This window comes from Knoellia sp. AC549 (assembly GCF_979258975.1).
Genome location: NZ_OZ409890.1, coordinates 2,009,493 through 2,033,818, shown reverse-complemented (window position 1 = coordinate 2,033,818; position 24,326 = coordinate 2,009,493). Strand labels below are relative to the sequence as shown.

25 protein-coding genes and 1 pseudogene are annotated in these 24,326 nt (G+C 70.9%); 13 read left to right on the top strand and 13 right to left on the bottom strand.

The window, feature by feature from the left end:
* Positions 1 to 65: 65 nt before the first annotated feature.
* Positions 66 to 449: a hypothetical protein gene (locus ACZZ98_RS09825; RefSeq protein WP_463516065.1), complete on the bottom strand. Its 384-nt coding sequence runs from the start codon at positions 447 to 449 to the stop codon at positions 66 to 68.
* Between the two features lie 122 nt (positions 450 to 571).
* On the opposite strand from ACZZ98_RS09825, the gene ACZZ98_RS09820 reads away from it, so the two are divergent.
* Together ACZZ98_RS09820 and ACZZ98_RS09815 are read left to right on the top strand one after the other, a co-directional pair.
* On the top strand, positions 572 to 1,720 hold the full coding sequence (locus tag ACZZ98_RS09820) for a molybdopterin-dependent oxidoreductase (protein ID WP_463516064.1): 1,149 nt from the start codon (positions 572 to 574) through the stop codon (positions 1,718 to 1,720).
* Positions 1,717 to 2,043 carry a hypothetical protein gene (locus ACZZ98_RS09815; protein ID WP_463516063.1) on the top strand — a complete coding sequence of 109 codons (327 nt, stop codon included), beginning with the start codon at positions 1,717 to 1,719 and terminating at the stop codon, positions 2,041 to 2,043. The genes ACZZ98_RS09820 and ACZZ98_RS09815 overlap by 4 nt, the downstream gene beginning before the upstream one ends.
* A 63-nt stretch (positions 2,044 to 2,106) precedes the next feature.
* On the opposite strand, the gene ACZZ98_RS09810 is transcribed toward ACZZ98_RS09815, so the two are convergent.
* Both ACZZ98_RS09810 and ACZZ98_RS09805 read right to left on the bottom strand, forming a co-directional pair.
* Complete coding sequence (locus ACZZ98_RS09810) at positions 2,107 to 3,405, bottom strand: DUF2064 domain-containing protein (RefSeq protein ID WP_463516062.1); 1,299 nt, start codon at positions 3,403 to 3,405, stop codon at positions 2,107 to 2,109.
* Positions 3,402 to 4,079: a glycosyltransferase family 2 protein gene (locus ACZZ98_RS09805; RefSeq protein ID WP_463516061.1), complete on the bottom strand. Its 678-nt coding sequence runs from the start codon at positions 4,077 to 4,079 to the stop codon at positions 3,402 to 3,404. Before ACZZ98_RS09805 ends, ACZZ98_RS09810 begins: the two co-directional genes overlap by 4 nt.
* A 123-nt stretch (positions 4,080 to 4,202) precedes the next feature.
* On the opposite strand from ACZZ98_RS09805, the gene ACZZ98_RS09800 reads away from it, so the two are divergent.
* From ACZZ98_RS09800 to ACZZ98_RS09790, 3 genes and pseudogenes are all read left to right on the top strand, one after another.
* The gene (locus tag ACZZ98_RS09800) at positions 4,203 to 4,907 is read left to right on the top strand and encodes a response regulator transcription factor (protein WP_463516060.1); all 705 of its coding nucleotides are present in this window, start codon (positions 4,203 to 4,205) and stop codon (positions 4,905 to 4,907) included.
* Between the two features lie 5 nt (positions 4,908 to 4,912).
* Positions 4,913 to 5,533: pseudogene (locus ACZZ98_RS09795) on the top strand (histidine kinase dimerization/phospho-acceptor domain-containing protein); the annotation flags it as partial.
* A 292-nt stretch (positions 5,534 to 5,825) separates the two neighbouring features.
* Positions 5,826 to 6,050, top strand: a complete 225-nt coding sequence (locus ACZZ98_RS09790) for a sensor histidine kinase (protein WP_463517757.1) — start codon at positions 5,826 to 5,828, stop codon at positions 6,048 to 6,050.
* Here the strand turns inward: ACZZ98_RS09790 and ACZZ98_RS09785 are convergent.
* The 4 genes from ACZZ98_RS09785 to ACZZ98_RS09770 form a co-directional block, all read right to left on the bottom strand.
* Complete coding sequence (locus ACZZ98_RS09785; RefSeq protein WP_463516059.1) at positions 6,043 to 7,101, bottom strand: NAD-dependent epimerase/dehydratase family protein; 1,059 nt, start codon at positions 7,099 to 7,101, stop codon at positions 6,043 to 6,045. The genes ACZZ98_RS09790 and ACZZ98_RS09785 overlap by 8 nt on opposite strands.
* Positions 7,102 to 7,159: 58 nt before the next feature.
* Positions 7,160 to 8,416 carry a cupin domain-containing protein gene (locus ACZZ98_RS09780; protein ID WP_463516058.1) on the bottom strand — a complete coding sequence of 419 codons (1,257 nt, stop codon included), beginning with the start codon at positions 8,414 to 8,416 and terminating at the stop codon, positions 7,160 to 7,162.
* Positions 8,413 to 8,676 carry a BatC protein gene (locus ACZZ98_RS09775; RefSeq protein ID WP_463516057.1) on the bottom strand — a complete coding sequence of 88 codons (264 nt, stop codon included), beginning with the start codon at positions 8,674 to 8,676 and terminating at the stop codon, positions 8,413 to 8,415. The genes ACZZ98_RS09780 and ACZZ98_RS09775 overlap by 4 nt, the downstream gene beginning before the upstream one ends.
* Before the next feature lie 104 nt (positions 8,677 to 8,780).
* Complete coding sequence (locus ACZZ98_RS09770; protein WP_463516056.1) at positions 8,781 to 10,013, bottom strand: glucose-1-phosphate adenylyltransferase family protein; 1,233 nt, start codon at positions 10,011 to 10,013, stop codon at positions 8,781 to 8,783.
* A gap of 67 nt (positions 10,014 to 10,080) precedes the next feature.
* Between ACZZ98_RS09770 and ACZZ98_RS09765 the strand changes: the two genes are divergently transcribed.
* The 6 genes from ACZZ98_RS09765 (at position 10,081) to ACZZ98_RS09740 (ending at position 15,935) form a co-directional block, all read left to right on the top strand.
* Positions 10,081 to 11,358: a saccharopine dehydrogenase family protein gene (locus ACZZ98_RS09765; protein ID WP_463516055.1), complete on the top strand. Its 1,278-nt coding sequence runs from the start codon at positions 10,081 to 10,083 to the stop codon at positions 11,356 to 11,358.
* Positions 11,355 to 11,846: a GNAT family N-acetyltransferase gene (locus ACZZ98_RS09760; RefSeq protein ID WP_463516054.1), complete on the top strand. Its 492-nt coding sequence runs from the start codon at positions 11,355 to 11,357 to the stop codon at positions 11,844 to 11,846. Before ACZZ98_RS09765 ends, ACZZ98_RS09760 begins: the two co-directional genes overlap by 4 nt.
* A 42-nt stretch (positions 11,847 to 11,888) precedes the next feature.
* A complete protein-coding gene (locus ACZZ98_RS09755) occupies positions 11,889 to 12,284 on the top strand; it encodes a MerR family transcriptional regulator (RefSeq protein WP_463516053.1) in 396 nt (131 codons plus the stop codon).
* A gap of 57 nt (positions 12,285 to 12,341) precedes the next feature.
* Positions 12,342 to 13,385, top strand: a complete 1,044-nt coding sequence (locus tag ACZZ98_RS09750) for an aldo/keto reductase (RefSeq protein WP_463516052.1) — start codon at positions 12,342 to 12,344, stop codon at positions 13,383 to 13,385.
* A 111-nt stretch (positions 13,386 to 13,496) separates the two neighbouring features.
* Complete coding sequence (locus ACZZ98_RS09745) at positions 13,497 to 14,180, top strand: class I SAM-dependent methyltransferase (RefSeq protein ID WP_463516051.1); 684 nt, start codon at positions 13,497 to 13,499, stop codon at positions 14,178 to 14,180.
* A 126-nt stretch (positions 14,181 to 14,306) separates the two neighbouring features.
* Positions 14,307 to 15,935, top strand: coding sequence for an HNH endonuclease (locus tag ACZZ98_RS09740; RefSeq protein ID WP_463516050.1), 1,629 nt, complete (start codon positions 14,307 to 14,309; stop codon positions 15,933 to 15,935).
* Positions 15,936 to 15,954: 19 nt separating this feature from the next.
* Here ACZZ98_RS09740 and ACZZ98_RS09735 read toward each other — a convergent pair whose 3' ends face one another.
* From ACZZ98_RS09735 to ACZZ98_RS09710, 6 genes are read right to left on the bottom strand one after another with little or no spacing between them, the layout of a single operon-like run.
* Positions 15,955 to 16,710, bottom strand: coding sequence for an SDR family oxidoreductase (locus ACZZ98_RS09735; RefSeq protein ID WP_463516049.1), 756 nt, complete (start codon positions 16,708 to 16,710; stop codon positions 15,955 to 15,957).
* 14 nt (positions 16,711 to 16,724) lie between these two features.
* Positions 16,725 to 17,414 carry a histidine phosphatase family protein gene (locus tag ACZZ98_RS09730; RefSeq protein ID WP_463516048.1) on the bottom strand — a complete coding sequence of 230 codons (690 nt, stop codon included), beginning with the start codon at positions 17,412 to 17,414 and terminating at the stop codon, positions 16,725 to 16,727.
* An 18-nt stretch (positions 17,415 to 17,432) separates the two neighbouring features.
* Complete coding sequence (locus tag ACZZ98_RS09725) at positions 17,433 to 18,554, bottom strand: phosphotransferase family protein (RefSeq protein WP_463516047.1); 1,122 nt, start codon at positions 18,552 to 18,554, stop codon at positions 17,433 to 17,435.
* A 2-nt stretch (positions 18,555 to 18,556) separates the two neighbouring features.
* Positions 18,557 to 19,339 carry an SDR family NAD(P)-dependent oxidoreductase gene (locus tag ACZZ98_RS09720; RefSeq protein ID WP_463516046.1) on the bottom strand — a complete coding sequence of 261 codons (783 nt, stop codon included), beginning with the start codon at positions 19,337 to 19,339 and terminating at the stop codon, positions 18,557 to 18,559.
* Positions 19,336 to 20,604 (bottom strand): acyl-CoA dehydrogenase family protein, encoded by a 1,269-nt coding sequence (locus tag ACZZ98_RS09715; protein WP_463516045.1) that lies wholly within the window; start codon positions 20,602 to 20,604, stop codon positions 19,336 to 19,338. The genes ACZZ98_RS09720 and ACZZ98_RS09715 overlap by 4 nt, the downstream gene beginning before the upstream one ends.
* A 47-nt stretch (positions 20,605 to 20,651) precedes the next feature.
* Positions 20,652 to 22,784: a molybdopterin-dependent oxidoreductase gene (locus ACZZ98_RS09710; RefSeq protein ID WP_463516044.1), complete on the bottom strand. Its 2,133-nt coding sequence runs from the start codon at positions 22,782 to 22,784 to the stop codon at positions 20,652 to 20,654.
* Positions 22,785 to 23,192: 408 nt separating this feature from the next.
* On the opposite strand from ACZZ98_RS09710, the gene ACZZ98_RS09705 reads away from it, so the two are divergent.
* Together ACZZ98_RS09705 and ACZZ98_RS09700 are read left to right on the top strand one after the other, a co-directional pair.
* The gene (locus ACZZ98_RS09705; RefSeq protein ID WP_463516043.1) at positions 23,193 to 23,741 is read left to right on the top strand and encodes an ABC transporter substrate-binding protein; all 549 of its coding nucleotides are present in this window, start codon (positions 23,193 to 23,195) and stop codon (positions 23,739 to 23,741) included.
* Positions 23,742 to 23,851: 110 nt separating this feature from the next.
* Complete coding sequence (locus ACZZ98_RS09700) at positions 23,852 to 24,298, top strand: hypothetical protein (protein WP_463516042.1); 447 nt, start codon at positions 23,852 to 23,854, stop codon at positions 24,296 to 24,298.
* Positions 24,299 to 24,326 lie beyond the last annotated feature (28 nt).

The following is a 24,326-nucleotide window of genomic DNA, read 5'->3' as shown; positions in this document are numbered from 1 at the left end:
TCGGGAGGGGCTGCGTCGTGTGGCCCGAGAGCTCGCCCGGGCCGAGACCGGGGAAGAGTATGGGGTCACGCAGACGGGCGAGGCGGTCGTCGAGGGGGGCGTAGCGGTAGGGCGACGTCCCCGAGAAGCTGCACCCGTCCGTCCCAGACGTAGCGATAGGCGTCGCTGCTCGAGCGAGGTCCGGTGAGCAGCCCCGGGAGCTGGACGACGAGCGCCACGACGAAGACCAGCAGCGCAGTGCGTCGCATCGGCCCCACCGCCAGACCGGCCGAGCCTTCGCCCTCACCCGTGCGACTACGCAGCACCCACCGCAGCGTGAGGATCGCCGCCATCCACCAGGCGGTCATCACCAGCGCCAACCGCACCCGGTCGGTGTCGAGGTCACCAGACATCGCGTACCCGGCCGAGCAGGCGGTCATCGCCACGGTGCCGAGGAGGAGTCTGCGCATTCCTCCACTGTGTCGGACGGCGGCAGCCGTCGCGCCCCACCAGCACCTCCAGCGGCCATCCGTCATCGCCCCGTAAGCGCTGTGACCGGCTCATCCGGTCGGCGCGTCCCTACCGTCGAAGCATGCGCACACTCCCCGCACCACCGGCGCCGCCGACACCCGAGGACTTCACCTCACCGGTGCACGACCGGACCGTGGTGGCACGGCTGGGCATGCTCCTCGGCGTCGCGTTCACCATCTGCTTCCTCACCGGGATCCTCAGCCACTTCCACCAGAACCCGATCTCCTGGCTGCCGCTCCCGACCGGACCGGCGTGGGGCTATCGAGTGACTCAGGGCCTGCACGTCGCGTCGGGGACCGCGACGGTCCCGCTCCTGCTCGCGAAGCTGTATGCCGCCTATCCGCGCCTGTTCACGCGGCCCGTCGTCGGCTCGCCGGTCCAGATGCTCGAGCGCGCATCCATCGCCGTGCTCGTCGGATCGTCGCTGATGATGGTCTCGACGGGCATTGCCAACGTCGCCGGCTGGTACGTCTTCGGCTTCGGCTTCACCAAGGTCCACTGGGCGTTCGCGTGGGTCGCCATCGGGGCCCTGGCGGTGCACGTCGCCGTGAAGCTGCCGGCCATCCGTGACGCACTCACCCCCGGCGGCACCGCCCGTTCGAGGAGCGAAGGTCGACGCGGCTTCATCCTCGGCGCGGCCGCGGTGGCCGCCGGCGCAGTGGTCCTCACGGTCGGCTCGACGGTGCCTGCCCTGGACCGCATCTCCGTGCTCCGCTCCCGGCGCCCGCGCAACAGCCCACTGGGGGTGCCGGTCAACCGGACCGCCGAGCAGGCGCAGATCCCCCCTGCCCTCGACCCAGCGGCCGGCGACGACGACTGGCAGGTGACGGTGCGAGGACCAAGTGGCGAACGGATCGTCACCGGCGCCGAGCTGCGCGCCCTCCCGCAGCAGACCGTGTCGCTCCCGATCGCCTGCGTCGAGGGATGGAGCGCCGATGCCGCGTGGCAGGGCGTGCGGATGCGCGACCTGCTCGACCTCGTCGGCGGGGTGGCTGGTGACGTGGCCGTCCGCTCGGCGGAGGTCAGCGGCACCTATCGCGAGTCCCTCCTTCCACGCGCCTACGCCGACCACCCCAACACCCTGATTGCCCTGCGGCTCAATGGTTCTCGACTCACCCGGGACCACGGCTTCCCGGTGCGGCTGATCGCGCCGAACCGTCCCGGCGTGCTCCAGACCAAGTGGGTCACCGAGCTGGAGGTGCGGGCATGAAGGCCGGGTATGCCATCGCGCGGGAGCTCGGGTTGGCTCGCGTCCTGCTGGGCTTGGCCGGCCTGGCCTTCGTCGCCGTGGGTGCGTGGCAGTTCTTCGCCCACGTGCCCACGAGTGGCTGGCTGCGGGTCGGGCTCTGGATCGGCGCGGGGATCGTGGTCCATGACGGAGTCCTGGCCCCGCTGGGCGTCGTCACCGGGTGGCTCGTCGCCCGCCGTGCGCCGGAGCGGGCGATACCCATGGCGCGTGCGGTCGGCCTGGCTGTGCTCACCCTCACGTTGCTCGTCGTGCCGCTCCTGGCCACGGGCGGCCTGCGCCCCTGATGAAACTCGCCTTGTGTGCCTGAGAGCGGGCTATGGCCCGCTCTCAGGCACACAAGGCGAGTTTCAGGCGGCCTGACGGAGGGTGACGAACGCCCGCCCGTCGACCCGCCAGTCCTCGACGGCCAACAGACCCGCCTGGGCGGCATACCTGACCAGGGCGGTGGCACCCACTCGCGCCCACGGGATGGGGCGGGATCGCCTCCCCCACGGCCCGGTCAGGGTCACTTCCGTGCACAGGTCGACGTGCTCGTCCGGGTCCACCTCGACGAGCGCCCATCCTTCTGGACTGAGCAGCTGGCTGCACCGGCGCAGGAGAAGCGTCGGGTCCCCGCCGATGCCCACGTTGCCGTCGGCGAGCAGCAGCGTCTGCCAGCGCCCCTCGCCGGGAACGGGTTGGAAGACATCGCGCAGCAGGGCACTTCCACCACGAGCGCGAGTCTGGACGATCGACGCCCCCGAGACGTCGATGCCCAGAGCGGGCAGCCCCCGAGCGGACAGCGCCTCGACGAAGCGACCGGGCCCACAGCCCACGTCGATGACCGGGCCGGAGCAGCGGCTCACGATGAGCTCGTCGACGCCGGAGATCGTCTGCCACGACGCCACCTCGAGCAGTCGCGGGACCACACCCGCGCCAGTGCCACGCGAACCCCACTCGACGTGGACGCCGCCTCGCGCGAGCGCGGTGTCGAACAACAGGGCCGGGTCGCACGGTGTCTGCACGAGTCGCCGGAAGGTCCTGGCGAACCGCGTGTCAGGCGCTGCCACCGCCACGGCAGCAGCATCGGCCGGCTCGTCCACGTCGCGCTGCATCGACAGCAGGTGAACCGAGAGACCGTGGGAGCGAAGACGTTCCAGCTGAGCGGCACCGGTGTGCCCCGTCGACATCGGGACGCCGACGAACAGCCCGGGCTGGTAGCGACGCAACCCGATCGCCCAGTAGCCACCGTCCTCGCAGAGGCCGAGCACGGCGTCGGCGCCGTGCCAGTCGGCCAGGAGATCGTCAGGGCCGACCTGCGGGGTGTCCATCCCCACGAGGAGGGTGGGTTGGTCTCCGTCCTCGGGCAGTGCGTCACGGAAGGCGTGGTCCAACCGCTCGTCGAGGCCCCCGCCGCGCTGCGGGTTCAACGTGACATCGTCCGGCAGCCACCGCGTCGGCGGACCCTCCCAGGCAAGGACGGTCCGGACTCCGGTGGCTCGCGCCGCAGCGAGGGTGTCGCGGATGGCTGCAGCGGCCAGCACCGCCGCTTCAGCCAGCGAGAAGTCGGGCGTCAGGCGCGTCTTGACCCTGCCCGGTTGCGGCGACTTGGCCAGGATGATCACCGACTGCAGCGTGCGGCAGCGAGCTTCGAGAGTGGCGGTCATGACGCCAGCACCCGGCTCATGTCCTGCACGGCTCGCGCCGCGCCCAGCCACGTGCCCGTCACCTTGGACCGGCCCGAGCGCGGGAGATAGGGGACTGGGACGCCGGTGACTGACCACCCGGCCTCGGCGGCGCGCACCACGGTCTCGACGGGGTAGCCGGAGCGGCGGTCCGCGATCGGCAGACCCTGGAGCAGCTTGGTGGGAGCCAGCCGCAGGGGCCCGATGTCCTCGAGCCCCGCGCCCGTGGCACGACGAACCCGATGGGCCAGCACCCGGTTGGCGACCCGCAGTCGCCACGGCCACGCGTCCCGGCTGACCGGACGTCGGGCACCCACGACGAGATGTGGGCGTCCCTCATGCAGGGTGCGACGGTGCTCGGCGAGGAGCAGCTCGAGGGAACACGGATCAAGGCTGCCGTCGGCATCCATGAAGGCCACGAGCGGCGCGGCCGCCACCTGCAGACCGGCGTGGCAGGCGGCGCCATACCCACGCTGCGAGACCTCGACGACCTCGATGCCTCGCCGCCGCGCCATGCGGGCCGAGCCGTCGGTCGAGCCGTTGTCCGCGAGGATCGGTCGCGCCCAGTCGGGCATGCGGGCGAGGACTCGTGGCAACGCTTCGGCCTCGTCGAGGCACGGAAGCACCACGTCGACCAACACCTCGGAGCGAGCCATGTGTTGCACGCTAGGTCGCGGGAGCCACCGCCGGACCCCATGGCAGATGACGGGACCCTTACGGCGAGCCACCAGGACCCGAGATGGACGATCCACGGCACCTCACCGGCATACCCTGCGAAGGTGGTCGCAACCGTGCTGGTCGTCGAGGACGATCCCACCGTCTCGAGCGTCCTGTCGGCGTATCTGCGGCGGGCGGGTTTCGAGCCGGTGCTCGCCGCCGACGGCCTGACCGCGCTGCAGGCCTGGCGCGAGCGCCGCCCCGACGTCGTCATCCTCGACGTCATGCTGCCGCTCATGTCGGGCCTCGAGGTGCTCCGCCGCCGTCGCGCCGAGGACGACCACGCCGCCGTCATCGTGCTGAGCGCGCGGGGCGAGGAGGACGACCGCCTCCTCGGGCTCGAGCTGGGCGCCGACGACTACATGGTCAAGCCGTTCAGCCCACGCGAGGCTCTCGGGCGGGTCGAGGCGCTCCTGCGCCGGGCCGAGCGGCTCGGCGCCGTCACCCTGCTGCCCAGGGTCACCGAACGACTGGGCGTGCGCGTCGACACCGGTTCGCGCACCGCCACGGTCGACGGGAGCGGCACGGAGCTGACGACCCGAGAGTTCGACCTGCTGGCCTATCTCATCGCGCACCCCGGCCTGACCTTCACCAAGGAGCAGCTCATGCGCCGGGTCTGGGGATGGGACTTCGGTGACACCTCGACGGTCACCGTCCACGTGCGCCGCGTGCGAGAGAAGATCGAGACCGACCCGTCGGACCCGCAGCGCATCGTCACCGTGCGGGGCGCCGGCTACCGGTTCGGCGAACCCGAGGAGCAGTCGTGAACGACATGCAGCAGATCATCGCCGTCACCACACTCGTGTGTCTTGTCGCGGGTGGAGCCGGAGCGCTGGCGTTGTCGGGACTGCGAGGTCGCTCCACCATGGTCCTCGTCGTCGTGGCCTCGCTCGTGCCGCTCGTCGCGGTGTCGCTCGCTGTCTTCGTCAACGTGCAGCGCATGTTCATCTCTCCCCACGACTCGACCGTCGTCCTCATGGCGCTCGGGCTCGCCGGCATCATCGGCGTGCTGCTCTCGCTCGTCCTCGGCCGTCAGGTCGCTGCCGGCTCGACGGCCCTCGTCGACTCGCTGCGGTCGCTCGGCAACGGTGGACCGACCGGCGAGGACCCCACCCACACCCACTCGGTCTCCTCGGAGCTCTCCGACCTGTGGCGCGAGCTCGACAGCACCCGCAGCCGCCTGGCCGCCTCCGAGCAGCGCGAGCGAGCCCTTGAGCGCTCCCGCCGCGAGCTCGTCGCCTTCATGTCGCACGACCTGCGCACTCCGCTCGCCGGCCTGCGCGCCCTCGCCGAGGGCCTCGAGGACAAGGTCATCGAACCCGAACCGGCCCTGCGCCAGATGCGGCAGACGGTGAGCCGGCTCGACGGCCTCGTCGGAGACCTCTTCGAGCTGTCCCGGGTGAGCTCGGCCGAGGCGCGTCAGCACGACGACACCGCGCTCGTCAGCCTCGTCGAGGTCTGCCACGACGTCGTCGGTGAGCTGGAGCAGCATGCCCAGCAGCGCGATGTCGACCTCCGCCTCCAGACCCGCGGTGAGGACGACCGGCTCGCGGTCACCGGCAACGGCGACGAGCTCACCCGACTCCTCGGCAACCTCGTCGGCAACGCCGTGAGGCACACCGCACCCGGAGGTTCGGTCGTCGTCCGCGCCGAACGCAGCCCCGACGGCCGCACCCAGCTTCTCGGTGCTGGACGAGTGCGGCGGCATCGCCGAGCCGGACCTACACCGTGTCTTCGAGGCGGGGTGGCGCGCCGACCCCGAGCGCAGCGGTGCCGACGCCGGCGCCGGTCTGGGCCTGGCCATCGCCAAGGGCATCGTCGAGTCGCACGCCGGGTCGATCTCGGTGGTCAACGCCGACGGAGGGTGCTGCTTCGAGGTGGCCCTGCCGGCTGCCGAGCGGGTCAGCTGAACGACAGTCCGGCGAGGCCTTCGCGGAAGAGAACCGTTGCGGCCCAGCCGAGCTCATGCCGGGCGAGGTCGCTGGACGCGGTGATGTGGCGGACGTCGCCGAGCCGGTAACGGCCCGTCACCTCGGGTGTCGGCCCACCGGCGAGCGAGGCGAGCTCGACGGCCAGGTCACCGACCGTGTGGACCACTCCCGAACCCACGTTGTATGCCGTGTGCCCACCTCCCCCGCGCTCGTGCACTTCGCGCCCGAGTGCGGCCACGAACGCCGCCGCGATGTCGTCGACGTGGACGAAGTCCCGACGCTGCCCGCCGTCCTCGAACACCTGTGGCGACTGGCCGCTGGCTGAGGCCGACCAGAAGATCGCGGCGACTCCGGCGTACGGGGTGGACCGCGGCATACCGGGTCCGTAGACGTTGTGCAGGCGCAGGGACGTCGCCGCGGAGCCCGTCTCCCGCGCCCAGACCGAGGCGAGCTGCTCCTGGGAGACCTTGGTCGCGGCATACGTGTTGCGGGGGTCCATGGCAGCGCTCTCGGCGACGAGCGCCGGTGCCAGATCGTGGCCACACTCGGGGCACGATGGTTCGAACTGCGCTGCATCTAGCCGCCGCTCGTCTCGTGGGCCAGGTCGCACGCGGCCGTGCTCAGCGCAGTCGTAGGCGCCCTCCCCATAGACGACCATCGAGCTCGCCTGCACGAGGCGGGTCACGCCGGCGTCATGGCAGGCCCGCAGGACAGCGGCGGTGCCGAGCACGTTGCTCGAGACGTAGTCGTCCATGTCGTCCAGGTCCACGCCGAGACCGACCTTGGCCGCGAGATGGACGACCGCGTCGGCGCCCTTCAGCAGTTGGCGCACCAGATCGAGGTCACGGACGTCGCCCTCGACGAGCCGGACGTCCTGTGCCGCCAGCCGGTCCCGCGCGGCAGCACCCCCGTCCCGGTGGACGTCGGCCCGCAGGGAGTCGATCACGACCACGTCGTGCGACTGCCTCAGGAGGGCTCGCACCATGGCGCCGCCGATGAAGCCCGCCCCGCCCGTGACGACGATCCTCATGCCCTCGACCCTGCCATGGGGTGGGGGCGGCGTGGCCGTCGCGGACCTTGCGGTGCGCTTACGGCAGGTCTTCGGCAGGGACGAGCAGGCCGGCGAGCGCGAGGCGTCGTCTCAGCTCGATGTCCAGGGACGCCGGATCGCGTATGCCGTCCAGCACGTCCGTGACCGCGTCCCGTTCGTCAGCGGTCACCCGCAGACGACCCACCCGGCTGACGTGCACGGCACCCTCGCCGTCGTGCTCCCAGTGACCGGCAAGGCCACCGCGCAGGCGCCAGGTCGTCTCGCCGTCGCCGGCGCGCTCCGCCTGGTCGAGGACCCCGAGTGGTTCGGCGCGCCGGGCCGCACGGACCTGAGGCCGAAGCGCGTCGACCAGCTCGTCCACGCCGACGTCCTGGAGCGCCTTGGCCACGAGTGACCGGACGACCTCGGCGTCATCGCCGAACGCCACCTCCGAGGACTGGCTGCCACCCGGAGTCAGGGGCAGCGACCGCCGGGCCTCGACGTCCTGCGCGAGGCGGGAGCCGACCCGCTCCAGCAGAGCATCCACGAGGTGGCGGCGAGTCCAGGCGTGCACCCCGACCGTCAGGTGGATGCTCGTCCCGCCGAGGGCCGTCGCGGAGTGGAGGTAGCCGCGCGGGAGGTAGAGGCAGTCGCCCGGGCGCAGGGTCTCCTCGAGGAGCGGCTCGGCGGTGGTGGCCTCCTCGACGGCCGCCCGGTGCTGCTCCCACGGTTGGTCACGCAGGGGCGCTTCAAGGACAGGGGGCCGGATGCGCCACTGCTTCTCGCCGGCGATCTGCAGGACGAAGACGTCGTGCACGTCGTAGTGGTCGGAGAAGCCCTGGTTCTGCGGTGGGGTGACATAGGCGTTGACCTGCACCGGGTGCCCGAGGCCGTCGGACAGCGCAGCGGCGAAGGACTGGACCGGCGCCCAGGTCCGGTGCAGAGCCTGGAGCACCAGCGTTGCGCCAGAGGCGAACTCACGCAGGATGCGGTCCTCGCTCAGCTGGTCCGCGATGCCGGCGCCGACACCACCACCGAGCGTGAGCCGGCTCGCGGGCAAGGTGGCTCCGTCGCGCGCCATCCGGGCAAAGGGGGTGCGCAGCCCACGGCCGGCCACGAGCTCGTCGACCGCGTCGGGGCCAAAGAGGTCGGAGAAGTCACGACGGAGCTCCGCGGCGCGGGTCAGCAGCGGGGATCGGGACCAGACACGGGACGCGAAGTCTGCGGGCGGCATACCGACAAGGCGCGCCAGCGCAGGAGAACCCGCGGCCGAGACGACGGTCTCAGGCCGCGGGTTCTCGGGCGGTTCGGTCACTGAGAGCCGTCGGCCCCACCGTCGGCGCCGCCATCGTGCTCGCCGGGGACGGCCGGCTGGTCCGCGCCGCTGTCGGCCGGGCCCTCCGCGTCGTCAGCGCCGCCGTCGGCGCCGCCGTCCTGCTCGTCCGGCAGGCCCATCTCGCCCGCGCCGCTGTCAGCCGGGCCTTCGGTCTCGACGCCCGAGGTGCCCTGGGGCGCCTGACCGAGGTCGGAGAGGTTCTCGTCGGGAGTGGTGCCACTGGTCGGGTTCTGCGTCATCGCGTACCTCCATGTGTGGGCCGGCGCCCGGTTCGGTGCCGGTGCGATCTGTCTACCTGCTCGGCGGGCGTCGCCGCTACCCACCTAGGGGTGCAATCGCCAAGTCAGGCGGTCGAACCCGGCTCGAGCCGGGCGCCCGGCGGGACGACGACGCCCCGACCGACCCGACTGTCGCGCCCGACGAGGACGAGACGGTCGTCGCCGATGCGGGTGCCGGGAGGGGTCTCGCCGACCCTGGCACCGCGCGCGACGGTGGACGCCGAGTCGACGATGGCGCCGCGCACCTCTGCGCCCGCCTCGATGGTCGTCTGGGCGAACACGACGGAGTCCTCGACGACAGCCCCCTTGCCCACCCGCACCCCCGGGCCGAGGACGCTGCGCACCACGGTGCCTGCGACGTCGGCGCCGGCGCTGACGATCGAGCCGTTCACCGTGGCGTCGCGATGGATCATCGCCGACGGGAGCTCGGGCCACCGTGTGAGGATCGGCCACTCCGGGTCGTCGAACACGTCGACTCGACCGGCAAGCAGGTCACGGTGTGCCGCGACGTACTCACTCGGTGTGCCGAGGTCGCGCCAGTAGCCACTGAGGGCGAAGGCATGCACGTCGCCCCGGTCGACCAGCCGCGGGATGAGGTGCTCCCCGAAGTCGCCGACGCCGGAGTCCTCACCATCGGCCGCGTTGACCCGCTCGGCCCTGAGGTCCTCGAGCGCACTGGAGAGGCGGGCGGGGTCGTAGGCGAAGATCTCGGCCGCGACCGTCGTGGTCGCGGGGTTCTCCGGCTTGTAGTCGAAGGTCTTGACCAGACCGTCACGGCCCACCTCGACCACGCCCTTGTCGGCTGCCTGGGAGCGCATGACCTCGGCAGTGACGATCGTGCACGACGAGCCTCGGTCGAGGTGCTGGTCGACGACGTCGCGCAGGTCGACCGAGCAGACGGAGTCGGCGCTGAGGACGAGCACGACGTCGGCACCGAAGTCGCGGATCCCGTCGAGGTTGCGATAGAGGTCGTCACCGTTGCCCTCGCTGAAACCATCCTGGGAGGCCGCGCCACTCCCCTCCTCGGGAGGAAGCCACTGCAACCCACCACGAGTGCGGTCGAGGTCCCACGGCCGGCCGTTCGCGACATGCTTGTGCAGGCTGGTGGCCTGGAACTGCACGGACAGCCACACGTCACTGATCCCGCTGTGCGCCAGCGACGACAGCGCGAAGTCGACGAGCTGGTACTGCCCGGCATACGGCAGCGCCGGCTTGGCCCGCTCGCGGGTGAGGACGTCCATGCGTGAGCCCTTGCCACCCGCCTGGACGATCGCCAGCACCTTCGGTCTTCTCGCCATGCACCCACTGTGCCGCACGCATCCCACCCGTCGCCCGGCGGCGTCAGGGATCGCCTAGATTTCGGGGATGAGCACCTCGCGTGAGTTCGACCTCGTCCTCGTCGGCGCCACCGGATTCGTCGGGCGGCTGACCGCGGCCCACCTCGCGGAGCACGCGCCGGGCACGATGCGCATCGCGCTCGCCGGGCGCTCGCAGTCGCGCCTCGCGGACGTGCGCTCGTCCCTGCCCGGCGCAGCTGCCGACTGGCCGATCGTCGTGGTGGACACGACCGACGCCGCCGCCGTGGTCGACCTGGCCGGTCGCACCCGCGTCGTCGTCACCACCGTGGGTCCCTACGCAAAGCTGGGTATGCCGCTCGCCTCCGCGTGCGCTGCAGCCGGCACCCACTACGCGGACCTCACCGGCGAGGTCCTCTTCGTGCGCGACAGCATCGACGCCAACCACAGCGAGGCCGAGCGGACCGGGGCCAAGATCGTCCACTCCTGCGGCTTCGACTCGATCCCGTCGGACCTCGGGGTGTGGCGGACCGCCCAGCAGGTGGCCGCTGACGGCGAGGGCACCCTCGGCGAGACCGTGCTGCACGTGCGCACGCTGCGTGGTGGTATCAGCGGCGGGACGATCGACTCGATGCGCCAGCAGGCCATCGAGTCCGGCGCCGACAAGGCCCGGCGCCGTGCGGTCACCGACCCCTACGGCCTGAGCCCCGACCGCGAGGCCGAGCCGCCCTCGCGCAACCGCGCTGTCGGGCCGAAACCGACCGGCGTCGCCGGTGCCCTCGACAAGGTGCAGGCCGTCGCCGGCACCCGCTTCGACGAGGTCACCGGGCGCTGGGTCGCGCCCTTCTTCATGGCATCGTTCAACACCCGGATCGTGCGTCGCAGCAACGCCCTGAGCGACTGGTCCTACGGTCGCGAGTTCCGCTACGACGAGGTCATGGACACCGGGCGCGGGCCGCTCGGCGCGGTCAAGGCGGGGCTCACCTCGGCCGTCCTCGGCGGGCTCTTCGCCGGCATGTCCACGGCTCCGACGCGGTCGGTGCTCGACCGCGTGCTGCCCAAGCCCGGCGAGGGGCCGTCGGACGAGACGATGGCCAAGGGCCGTTTCGTCATGGACGTCGAGACGACCACGACGACAGGTGCGCGCTACCGCACCCGGGTGGCGGCGGCATACGACCCGGGTTATTCGGGCACGGCGATCATGCTCGGCCAGGCGGGCCTGTCTCTGGTGGAGGACGAGCTGGGTTCTCGTGGTGGCGTGCTCACACCGGCGGTTGCCCTGGGCGACGCACTGGTCTCCCGGCTGGAGGGCTTCGACTTCGAGTTCACGACGAGCCGCCGGCCGTGATCATCCGGGAGGTCACCGAGGCGGACTGGGTCGACTTCTTCCCGACCTTCACCGAGGTGGTCGAGGCGGGCGAGACCTATGCCTTCCCCGCCGGGCTGGCGATCGACGAGGCCCGCGGCTGGTGGGTGGAGTCGCCGCCCGGGGTGACCGTGGTCGCGGTCGAGGAGGTGTCGGGCGCCGTGCTCGGGTCCGCCAAGACCGGGCCCAACCGACCGGGCCGTGGCTCGCACGTCGCCACCGCGTCGTTCATGGTGTCGTCGGTCGCGCGTGGTCAGGGCGTCGGGCGGGCCCTGGGCGAGTGGGTCATCGCGTGGGCCCGCGAGCAGGGTTATGCGGCAATGCAGTTCAACGCGGTCGTCGAGACCAACGTCGCGGCCGTCGCTCTGTGGCAGAGGCTGGGCTTCACGATCATCGGGACCGTGCCCGAGGCGTTCGAGAGCCGTGCCCACGGACGCGTCGGTCTGCACGTCATGCACCAGCACCTCTGAGCGCCTTGACTTCGAGTGCACTCGAAGGTCGAGGATGGACGAGTGACCACCATCGCCCCACCCGTCGGCCTGTCGATCGCCGAGGCCGCTGAGCAGACGGGCCTCACCGCCCACACGTTGCGCTACTACGAGCGCGACGGCCTGATGCTGCGCGAGGTTCCTCGCTCGAGCTCGGGGCATCGGGTCTACGGCGAGGCCGACCTGCGCTGGGTGACGATGCTGACGCGGTTGCGCGCCACGGGAATGCCGATCCGCGAGGTCAAGCAGTACGCCGCGCTGTGCCAGGCAGGGACGGGCAACGAGGCCGAGCGGCTCGACCTCCTCAAGGCCCACCGCGCCCGGGTCCTCGCCCAGCTGGCCGAGGTGACCGAGCACCTGGGTGCGATCGACAACAAGATCGGCATCTACCGGTCCAAGGTGGAGCTCGACGACGAGTAGGCCTCTCCTCGAGCCAGCTCTTGACTTCGAGCGCGCTCGAAGACGTTGACTCGATTCATGACATCCAACGAGGCGACCACGAACGACGCGACCACCCCCGCCGCCACACTCCCCACCCGCACCCTCGGCACCGGCCCGGCTGCCCTGTCCGTCTCGGCGCTCGGCCTGGGCTGCATGGGCATGTCCGAGTTCTACGGCACCGGCGACGAGGCCACGGGCATCGCGACCATCCACCGCGCCCTGGACCTCGGCGTGACATTCCTCGACACCGCCGACATGTATGGCCCGTTCACCAACGAGCGCCTCGTCGGCAAGGCCATCGCCGGGCGCCGGGACGAGGTCGTCCTCGCCACGAAGTTCGGCAACGAGCGGGCGGAGGACGGCACCCGCATCGGCGTCAACGGCCGTCCCGACTACGTGCTTCGCGCTGCCGACGCGTCGCTCCAGCGCCTCGGCGTCGACTACCTCGATCTCTACTACCAGCACCGGGTCGACCAGAACGTCCCGATCGAGGAGACCGTCGGCGCCATGGCCGAGCTCGTTGCCGCAGGCAAGGTCCGCCACCTCGGCCTCTCGGAGGCGTCTCCCGACACCATCCGCCGGGCCCACGCCGTCCACCCGATCACGGCCCTCCAGACGGAGTACTCGCTCTTCACCCGCGACATCGAGGACGAGATCCTGCCGACCATCCGAGAGCTCGGCATCGGCCTGGTCCCCTACTCGCCCCTCGGTCGCGGGATTCTCACGGGTGCCATCACGGCCGAGGCGGACCTCGACCCGAACGACTCGCGACGCACGGCATACTTCCCGCGCTTCCAGGGTGAGGCCCTGGACGCCAACCTCGCCCTCGTCGCCAAGTTGCGCGAGGTCGCCGAGGGGAAGGGCGTGACGGCTGGTCAGCTCGCGCTGGCGTGGGTGCTGGCGCAGGGCTCGGACATCGCCCCGATCCCCGGCACCAAGCGCATCCCCTACCTCGAGGAGAACGTCGGGGCGGCAGCCGTCGAGCTGGGCCGCGCCGACCTCGAGGCCCTCGCGGCGGCCGTGCCGCGCGATGCCGTGGTCGGCGCCCGATACGGCGACATGTCGACGATCGACGCGTAGCCGGACGAGAATGCCCTCGATTCGTTGGAACCCGCACGGTTCGCCACATCTTCGGCGAATCGTGCGGGTTGCAGCGAGGGGGGTGCGGGACCGAGTGGAAGCATCGCGTGCGTGCCCTCACTCCCTGACGACCTCGGCCAGCCCGACGTGCAACGTGCCTACGACACGGTGGCCGGCACCTACGCGGACTACTTCCCCGACACCCGGGCCGAGTCGCCGCTGGAGCTCGCCATGGTCGATGCCTTCGCCAAGGCCGTCACGGCCGAGGTGGGCGCTCGCGTGCTGGATGCCGGCTGTGGCGCCGGCCGGATGAGCCGCTACCTCGCCGACCGCGGCTGTGCCGTGCAGGGCGTGGACCTCTCGCCCGGAATGGTCGGCATGGCCCGCCGCGACCACCCTGCCCTGGAGTTCTCGGTCGCCTCTCTCACCGAGCTGCCGTTCCCCGACGACAGCTTCGCCGGGGTCATGGTCTGGTACTCCGCGATCCACACCCCGCCGCAGGGTCAGCCACTGATCTTCGCGGAGGTGGCTCGCGTGCTGCGCCCGGGCGGTCACTTCCTCATCGGGCTGCAGGCGGGCGAGGGCACGCGAGACGTGTCGGCGGCATACGCACGGTTTGGTCACGACGTCGAGCTCGAGCGTCACCTCTACACCCCCGACGAGGTCGCCGGCCTCGCCGCCGCCGTCGGACTCACCGAGGTCGCCCGCATGGTCCGGCGCCCGCGCGAGGAGGAGCGCGACGACCAGGCCGCGCTGCTGATGAGGGCTGGGCCCGCTGTCGGTGACCTTGGCTAGGCTTTTCACAGCGGCGTATGCCGTCTCGCCGGTTTCCTCGAATACCGTTGTGTCCCAGCGCATTTCATCGCAACTTCTCCCCGAATTCGCTTGACTTTCGAACGTGAGTTCGAGGACAATGGACCCATGGGGGAACACCACAGCACCGACGAGGGTCGCGACCCGGTGAGCGTCCGTGAGGCACTCGTCGTCGCGCGATCCGCGGTAACTGAGGTGCGCCAGATCCTGCACCGACTGAGCGGTGCGGAGCTTGCCGAGCTCATGTCCCTCGTCGACGACATCAAGGCCCAGGCGTCGGCGGCGCAGGTCGTCATCGCGACCGAGGCTGCCCACCGCGGCGAATTCACCTTCGCCAGGCGCGGAGAGGGATCGGCACACGAGTGGGTTCGCGAACACGCGCCGTCTCTGCGCCAGGGCGGCGCCGGTCAGCTCGCGTCGTTCGCCGCGGACGTCGCCCACGCCACGCCCGCCGGCCCTTGGTCGACCACGGGACCCACCGCCGGCGCCTTCGCCGACCCCGACCGTGCCGAAGGGGTCATCTGGGCGCGGGTCGTCACCGGCGAAATCGGCGTCCAGCTGGCCCAGACGGCACTGTCCGAGATCGCACGCATGGCCGACCGCCTCAACCCCAACGCGGTTCCCACGGTCGCCAAGGCCATCCTCGACCACGGGTTCGAGTGGGGCGCTCGCGACGCCAAGCGCATCCGTACGCGACTTCTTGCCGAACACGGCCTCGAGGGCGAGCTGGAGGACAAGCAGCGTCGGCTGCGCACCGGCGCCCACCTGTCGCAGCCTCAGGTCAGTGACGGCGACATCACCGAGTACCGGATGGGCCTGACCCCCGAGCAGTCCGCCGCCCTCGAAGCCGCTCTAGGGCCTCTGTCCATGCCGGTCCCCGACCCTCAGACGGGGGTCTTCGACGAACGACCCAACGGGCAACGCCGCGCCGAGGCACTCCTGACCATCATCACCGGCCATGCTGCCCTCGATGGTGAGGCTGCCGGTCCTGCGGGCGCATCGACCGCGCTCCACGTCACCATCAGCCTGGCCGACCTCATCAAGTTCCTTGGGCTTTCCGGCCACGACCTGGGTGGCTGCGCACCATGCCGCACGAACGCGTTCGGTGTGCAGGCGGGGGCGGGGGTCGTGACGGGGTCGACCGCCGCTGGCACGCTGCTCAGCCCCGGTGACGTGCGCCGTCTCGCCTGCGACGCCGACGTCATCCCCGTCGTCTTCGGCACAGCCGGCGAGGTCCTCGACGTCGGACGTGCCGCTCGCCTCTTCACCAGGGGTCAGCGCCGAGCCCTGTGGCATCGCGACCGCGGCTGCACCTGGGCCGGCTGCACCAGTCCCCCAGCGTGGGCCAGGGCTCATCACGTCCTGCACTGGGCAGACGGTGGCCGCTCAGACCTCACGAACGCCGCACTCCTGTGCCAGAGACACCACACACACGTCCACGACAAGCGCCTTGTCGCCACGATCCACCCACCCGACGAGGATGGTCGATCCGTCACTTGGGACACCGCCCCGGGCAGCTACGACCGAGCCCTTCCATCCCGCTTGGCCGAGCTCAGGGCTGGCGTCGATCGGCGCCGACATCTCCGACGGGCCCTCGACACGGGGCACCTGGATCCTCGGCGCCATGTCGACGCGGACGAGGATGACTTCATCGACTCGCTCATGCGGGAGCACGAGTCAGCGTGGGCAGACCTCTCACCATGGCCGGACGACGCCGACCTGCTCGACGTCGCCTGACGCGACGCTCGCGACCGCCTCAGCCGAGCTTGCGGACCACTCCCAGCGGCAGGTGACGCATCGCGGTGCCGAGCGGCTTCCACGGCCACGCCGGGACGCGGGCGGTGTCGACGCCCTTCTCGATCGCCTCGACGATGCCGCGCACTCCCGTCTCGGTGTCGACCATGAACCTCGTCTGCTGCTCGACCTTCTCGTTCATCTCGGAGCGGATGTAGCCCGGGTAGATCGTGGTCACCGTGATGTCGAGATCGGGCTTGCCCAGCATCTCGGAGCGGATGCCCTCGGCGAGCGCGGCGATGCCCGCCTTGGTCGCGGCATACGTGGTCATGGTCTTCGGCATCCCACGCATGGCCGACATCGACGAGACGACGACGAGGTGGCCGCGCTTCCTGGCCCGGAAGATCTCCATCGCCGCCTCGCACTGGGCCAGGGCGCCGATGAAGTTGGTCATCGCCGTCGCCCGGTTCGCTGCGTAGCCCCCGGCACCGATCGGCACCCCCTTGCCGAGGCCGGCGTTGACGACGACCCGGTCGACGCCACCCAGCTCGACGTCGAACTCGTGGAAGACCCGGAAGACCGCGTCGTCGTCGGTGACGTCGAGCGCCTTGACCGCGACCCTCCGCTCCGGGTGGGCGGCCGTGATCTCACCGGCGAGCCCGTCGAGCCGCTCGGTGCGGCGAGCACACAGCGCCAGGTCGTGGCCGGCGGCCGCGAACTGCCGGGCCAGCTCGGCGCCGATGCCGGAGCTGGCGCCGGTGATGAGGGTGGTGGTCATGAGCAGGGTTCTCCTCAGCGGGTGGTGAGCAGGTCAGGGGTGTGTTCGAGGTGCGAGGTGTCGTTGAAGGTGCGCAGGACCGGTCCGCCGGCGCCGATCGACACGGTCGTGAGGGAGGCGTTGGCGATGACGCGTTGCATGGACGTCCAGACCGGCGCTCCCCCACCGAGCAGTGATGCCGCCACCCACGAGATGGCGCCGGCCGAGCTGACGACGACGGCGGTCTCGCCGCGTCCGAGGTTCTCGACGACGGGCGTCAGGCCCGACAGCACACGCTCGCCGAAGGTGGCGAACGGTTCGTCGTAGTCGGCGGCATGCTCGCCGGCCACCCAGCGTTCGGTCGCCACGGCATACATCTCGTCGAAGGCCTTGCGAGGACGCATCGTGCGCGCCAGGTCCGCCTTCATGACCGTCATCGACCGGTAGGCCGGCTTGTATGCCGTGAGGATCGCCGCGTGCGCGTACTCGTCCCACGCGCTGTCCGTCACCGGCACGAGCGGCCAGCCGGCCGCCGCGACGAGGTCGGCAGCCGTGTCGCGCTGACGACGCATCGAACCGCTGACGACCGTCGTCGGCGCGATGCCCCGCTCGGCGAGCGCCGCGCCCACGACCCTGGCCTGCTGGTGGCCGAGGTCGGACAGCTTGTCGTAGTCCTTCTTGCCCCACGAGGCCTGACCGTGGCGGACGAGGATGATCCGGCTCATCGACAGCTCATCGATAGCTCATCGATGGCCGGCGCGACGCGTGGCCCGCCGGTGCCGGCGGAGCAGCACGCGGCAGCGCAGGTCGAGGTAGAGCACGAACCAGCGCATCCGCTTGGCCTGTGGGTTCGTCGTCTCCCCGCGATAGGTGCGGAGGTAGATCTGCTGGGCGATGACGGCGAGGCGGAACAGCCCGAAGACCTCGTAGAACGCCCACCGGTCCGCGTCCATCGGAAGGCCCATCCGGTCGCAGTAGTAGCGAACCGCCTCGATGCGGGTCAGCATCCCGGGCGTGTGCGTGGGCTGGAGGCGCAGAGCCCTCGCAACTGGGTCGTCGCTCGCCTGCACCCAGTAGGCCATCGCCCCACCCAGATCCATGAGCGGGTCACCGACCGTCGCCATCTCCCAGTCGAGGACCCCGACGACGCGAGTCGGGTCGTCCTGCGCGAGGACGAGGTTGTCGAAACGGAAGTCGTTGTGGATGAGGACCTGGCCGCAGTCGTCGGGCCGGTTGGCCCCGAGCCAGCTCATGACGCCCTCGAACGAGCCGACGTCGGGGGTCCGCGCCTTGCGGTAGCGCGCCGACCAGCCCTTGACCTGGCGTTCGACGTAGCCGTCGCCCCTGCCCAGGCCCTCGAGTCCCGCTGCCGCGAGGTCGACACGGTGCAGGTCGACCAGGGTGTCAAGAGCGTTGCGGCACAGTCGGTTCACGTCGCCAGGCGAGAGTCCGAGTGAAGCCGGGACGTCCCGCCTCAGGATCGTCCCGACGAGGCGCTCCATGACATAGAACTCGGAGCCGAGAACCGACTCGTCTCCGCAGTAGGCCACGATCCCGGGCACCTGCCCATAGACCTGGCGCAGCGAGGCCTGGATGTCGCTCTCGCGGCGCATGTCGTGGGCACCCTTGGCCTTGGTGCCGCCGGGCGGACGTCGCAGGATGAGGTCACGCGTGGGATAGCGGAGCAGGTAGGTGAGGTTGGAGGCCCCACCGGTGAACTGCCGCACCTCCGGCGTCGCGTCGAGACCGGACACCTCGGGCGCGTGCGCGCGCAGCCAGCCGGCAAGCGCCTCCACGTCGAACGCGTCCTCGTCCCGGACGGCGGCAGCGTTCCCGGGCAGCTTCGACGCAGCGGACTCGGCCATCGTCACGCCTTGCGCTGCAGTCGCTCGGCGGCCTTGCCGGCGATCTTGTTGTATGCCGGTCGGGCAAGTCGCTTGGTCCAGTAGGCCTGTCGTCCCAGCCGGTCGGTGAGGATGATCCGCTTGTGCCTGTCGATGCCCTTGAGCACGATCCGGGCCACCTCGTCGGCCGTCATGTCGGCCTTGGTGATGAGCTTGACGGCGGTCGCCTCCATCTCGGTGTCCTTGCCCTGGAGCGACTCGTGGAGGTTGGTCCTGAAGAAGGCCGGGCAGATCGCCGAGACGTGGATGCCCCACGGCGCGAGCTCGAAGCCGAGGGTCTCGGAGAGCGCCACGACGGCGGCCTTGGCCGAGTTGTAGGACGACATGCCGGGGCCGTGCACGAGTCCGGCGAGGGACGCCGTGTTGACGATGTGGCCGGACTCCTGGTCCTTGAACAACGGGGTGAAGGTCTGGCAGCCACGCACGACGCCGAGCAGGTTGATGTCGAGAACGCGCTCCCAGTCCGAGATCGACTCGACGTCGATGCGCCCACCGGTCGCGACACCGGCGTTGTTGACGAGGATGTCGAGCCCACCCCAGAGGTCACGGACGTGGGCGAGCACGGCGTCCCAGTCCTGCTGGCTGCGGACGTCGACGCGGAAGTAGTCGACCGTCTCGGGCACCGTGGCCGGCTTGGCATCGGCGAGGTCGACGACGAGGACCCGGTCGCCACGGCCGACGAACGCCTTGGCGAGCGCGAGACCGAGGCCGGAGGCCCCGCCGGTGATGAGGACGCGACGGCTCATGAGCGGCTCGCCTTCTCTGCGTAGGGGTGGAGCAGGATGCGGGCGATGACGCCGAGGTGGACCTCGTCCGGGCCGTCGGCCAGGCGCAGCGAGCGGGCGTTGGAGTATGCCGCCGACAGCGGGAAGTCCTCGGACATGCCCGCGCCGCCGTGGATCTGGATCGCCATGTCGATGACGTCACAAGCCATCCTGGGGACGGCGACCTTGATCTCGCTGACTTCGCTCATCGCTCCAGGAGCGCCCACGGTGTCGAGCTTCCACGCGGCGTGGTGCACGAGCAACCGGGCCTGGTTGATGGCGATGCGCGCGTGTGCCAGCCGTTCGCGGTTGCCGCCGAGGTTGGCGATCGGCTTGCCGAAGGCGACCCGGGTCGTGGCCCGCTCGCAGGCGAGCTCCAGGGCGCGCTCCGCGAGCCCGATGAGCCGCATGCAGTGGTGGACCCGCCCCGGGCCCAGCCGCCCCTGGGCGATCTCGAACGCGCGCCCCGGCCCGGCGATGATGTTGGTGACGGGCAGGCGCACGTCGGTGAGCGAGACCTCGCCGTGCCCGATCGGCTCGTCGTGATGACCGAGGGCCGACAGCATCCGCTCGACCTTGACGCCCGGGTGGTCGAAGGGCACGAGGACCATCGAGTGCCGCGTGTGCCGTGACGCCTCGGGGTCGGTGACGCCCATGAAGATCGCGACCTTGCAGTCCGGGTTCCCCACGCCGGTCGACCACCACTTGCGACCGTTGAGGACGACCTCGTCGCCGTCGATGACGGCGCTCGCCTCCATGTTGGTCGCGTCGGAGGAGGCGACCCCCGGCTCGGTCATGAGGAAGGCGCTGCGGATCCGACCGTCGAGCAGTGGTTCGAGCCACTGCGCCTTCTGCTCGTCGGTGCCGTACTTGAGCAGCACCTCCATGTTGCCCGTGTCCGGTGCGTTGCAGTTGAAGACCAGCGGCGCCGAGAAGGACCGGCCCATCGCCTCGGCGATGGGGGCATAGTCCGCGTTCGACAGTCCGGCACCGCCATCGGTGCCGAACCGTGCGGCATACGGGCCCTCGTGTCCGGCAGGAAGGAAGAGGTTCCACAGCCCCTGCTCCCGCGCCCTGCCCTGGAGCTCCTTGAGCAGCGGGTGGCCCGGCCACGGGTCCTCACCCGCCGCCCGTCGAGCCGCGACGTCGGCGGCGATGACCCGCTCGGCCGGCTCGATGTCGCTGTCGATGAAGTCCCTGACCCGCTGGGCCAGGTCGAGCGAGCGCTCCGACGATAAGAAGTCCATGGACCCAACCTAGGTGAGCGGGCGCTTAGCGGGGTAGTCGGACTTCGTCACACTCGAGGCTGAGGGCTCGACGGGGTGACGACGACGGGTATGCCGTTGAGCACGGCGTTGCCCGACACACCTTCGACGCGGGCCGGGTCGGTGAGGTCGTTCATCGTCACGCCGGGCACCTCGACGGCGTTGCTCAACCTCACGCCCGGGCGACGGTGACCGTAGCCGTGGGGCAGGGAGACGACTCCGGGCATCACGTCATGGGTGGAGCGCACCTCGACCTGCAGCGACGCGACCTCGGAGGTGACCGTGACGAGGGAACCATCGGTGAGCCCACGGGCCACCAGGTCGTCGGGGTGCATGAGGAGCTGGTGGCGCGGACGGCCCCTGGTGAGGCGTGGCGAGTTGTGCATCCATGAGTTGTTGTCGCGCTGGTGGCGACGCCCGATGAGCAGCAGGTCATCGCTCCGGGCGGCCGCACGGAGCTCGGGGACCCGGGCACGCAACGCTGCCAGCCCCTCGGTGAGGACCGGTGGCGTGAGCGAGATGCGGCGCCCCTCGGTGCGCAGGCGCTCGGGCAGTCGGGGCTCCAGCGGCCCGAGGTCGACGCCGCCCGGTGTCCGGGCGAGCCTGCGGACCGACAGGCCACGACGGCTGGTGCGGAGCAGGGCGTCGACGGCCATCCGCGGCGAGACCCTCAACCGGACCTGCTGCCGCATCGGCACTCTGCGACCACGACGACGAGCCAGCGCGAGGACGAGGTCACGCGCGATCTCCCAGTCGTGGCGCTGGTCCGCCCCGCGAGGGAAGAGGGCGGAGGACCAGCGGGCGGTGTTGCGCACCGCGAGCGTGTGGAAGACGAGGTCGTAGTGGTCCCGCTCCAGGGGTCCGGTCGGCGGCAGGATGACGTGGGCCTGCCGGGTGGTCTCGTTGATGTAGGGGTCGATGGCCACGACCGCCTCGAGCTCCGCGATCCTCTCGGCCAGCCGGGAGCCCGCGGGCGTCGACGAGACCGGGTTCCCCGCGATGGTGATGAGCCCTCGGATCGCCGGCGTGGGACCCGCCATCTCCTCTGCCAGGACCGACACGGGCAGCTCCCCGCCGAACTCGGGCAGGCCACGGACCGCCGACGACGTCCGTCCCCGGTGGCCGCGGCCGATCAGCCCACGCCCCACGATGTCGATGGCGGGAGAGGTGAACATCGTGCCTCCGGGCCGATCGAGGTTGCCGGTGACCACCATGAGGCACTGGATCGCCCACTGGCACACGACCCCGAACTCCTGGGTCGACACCCCCATGCGTCCGTGCACCGCCGCCTCTCCAGCGGCCACGTCACGTGCCAGTGCACGGATCGCCGGTGCCCCGACACCGCTCACGGCCTCGGCCAGCTCGGGCGTGAAGTCCGCGACGGCGACCCGGAGGTCGTCGAGGTCGTCGACATGGGCAGCGGGACGGGCCAGCCCCTCGGCGAGCACGACGTGCACGAGAGCCAGCAGGACGGCTGCGTCGGTCCCCGGTCTGACGAAGTGGTGCTCGTCGGCGATGGCCGCGGTCTCCGTGCGGCGCGGGTCGAGGACGACGAGCCGCCCGCCGCGAGCACGCAGCTCCCGCAGCCGACCGGGGAAGTCGGGGACGGTCCACAGCGACCCGTTCGACGCCATCGGGTTCGTGCCGACGAGGACGAGCAGCCGGGTCCGGTCGATGTCCGGGACGGGCAGGAGGAACTGGTGGCCGTACATCGCCCAGGCCACGACGTGGTGCGGCAGCTGGTCGACGCTCGTCGCACTGAAGACGTGCTTGCTGCCGAGCGTGCGCGGGATGGCGGTGCCGTGGGTCAGTGCGCCCAGGCTGTGCACGTTGGGGTTGCCGAGGTAGGTCGCGACGGCGTCCCGGCCGTGCCGCTCCTGGACACCGTGGAGCAGGTCGGCCGCAAGCGCGATCGCCTCGGGCCAGTCGATCTCGACGAAGTCGTCGCCGACCCGCTTCACCGGTCGACGCAGCCGGTCGGGATCGGTGTGGAGGTCCTGCAGCGCGACCCCCTTGGGGCAGATGTGCCCCCGTGACAGCGGGTCGTCGGCATGGCCCTTGATGCTGACGATCTCGGGGCCGCGCAGCTGCACCTCCAGCCCGCAGGATGCCTCGCACAGGACGCAGGTGATGTGTCGAACCGTCGTCGCGTCAGTCGTCACCGGGACTGCCTGCCGTCACCATGTCGAGCTCCTTCTCGCCGTCACCGGGGGTGATTTCCCCACGGATCCAGATCTGTTCGCCTCTCGGACTCACACTAGGTGCCCTCAGGGGGAGGTCACGGGTCCCGGCGAGGTGGCAAAAACCCCGCAGGTGGGCCTTCACCGTGCTCGTGGCGGGCCTGACGCCTTGACCCCGGGTGCATGACGCGGGACTTCCACAGAATTTCTCGGCTCGGGTGCATTGATCACGCGTGACCGGTGGAGCGAGCGGGACGAGCGGGTCGGGAGCCCACGTCATGTGGGGGCGGGAACGCCGTCTTCATCACCGTGACGGGTGGACTGCAACCCACGCATCCGCCACGACGGAACCCACAAGGTGCCCGACCGGGCCCCAACGAAGGAGCATTCATGTTGAAGTCCAAGATCATCGGAACCGGAACAGCCGTCCTGCTGGCAGGTGCCCTGGGCATGGTCCCCGGCGCAGCCTCCGCCAGTGCCGCATCGCACTCACCGGCCAAGGCCGTCGCCGCGGCCCAGCCGGCAGCCACCACGCTCCCGGTCACCGGGACCCTGCCCAACGGCACCGCGTTCAGCGGCGCCCTGAGCAACCTCACCACGTCCGTGGTGGGCGGCGTCGTCCAGCTCACGGGCACCGTCACCGGCACCGGGCTGCCGGCCGCCGGCACGACCTTCACCGCGCCGATCCAGGACCTCGTGGCCACCCAGGGATGCAAGATCCTCACCCTGGACCTCGGACCCCTGAACCTGGACCTGCTCGGCCTGGTCATCGACCTGGCGCCCGTCTCGCTCGACATCACCGCGGTTCCGGGCCCGGGCAACCTGCTCGGCAACCTCCTCTGCGCCGTGGCCGGCCTCTTCGACGGTCCGGGCGGGGCTCTCGGTGGCATCACCGCGCTGCTCAACCGGATCCTCTCCGGTCTCGGTCTCGGTCTCTGACCGACGACACCACCTGCCGGTGGCGCCCTGCTCTGGTCAGACCAGGGCGCCACCGGTGCTTCACCGGACCGAACGTCCCATCCCCCACCGCACCGCGCAGGAGGCCAGCGATGACTGTCATTGCCTTCCGTCCCCGACGCCCCGCCGTCGAGGTGGAGCCTGGCCAGGACGAGGGGAACCCCTTCACCGGGGTCTTCCGGTCACCGCGTGGACGGACGGGAACGATGAACGGCCACCTGCGGCTGCAGCGGATCGTGATCGTCCCGAGAGGCGTCTTCGTGACAGGCGTCTTCACCGGTGAGCTGCGTGAGCCCGACGGCACCGTCATCGGGGTGGACAGTCGCCGGTGCACGGTCCCTGCGGACCTGCAGCGCGACCATGGCGGCCTCGAGGCGATCATCCGGCCCATGCAGCTGGACCTCATGGGGATCCTCGTCGACGTCGTCCCCTTCGCCGTCGCCCCGTCCGTGCCGTTCCCACCGGCCCCCACGCGCATCGATGGCCGTCCCCGTCGCGCCCCCAACGCTCGTCGGATGGGCCGGATCCAGCCCCGATGAAGGCTCTCGCCCTGCTGACACCCCTGCT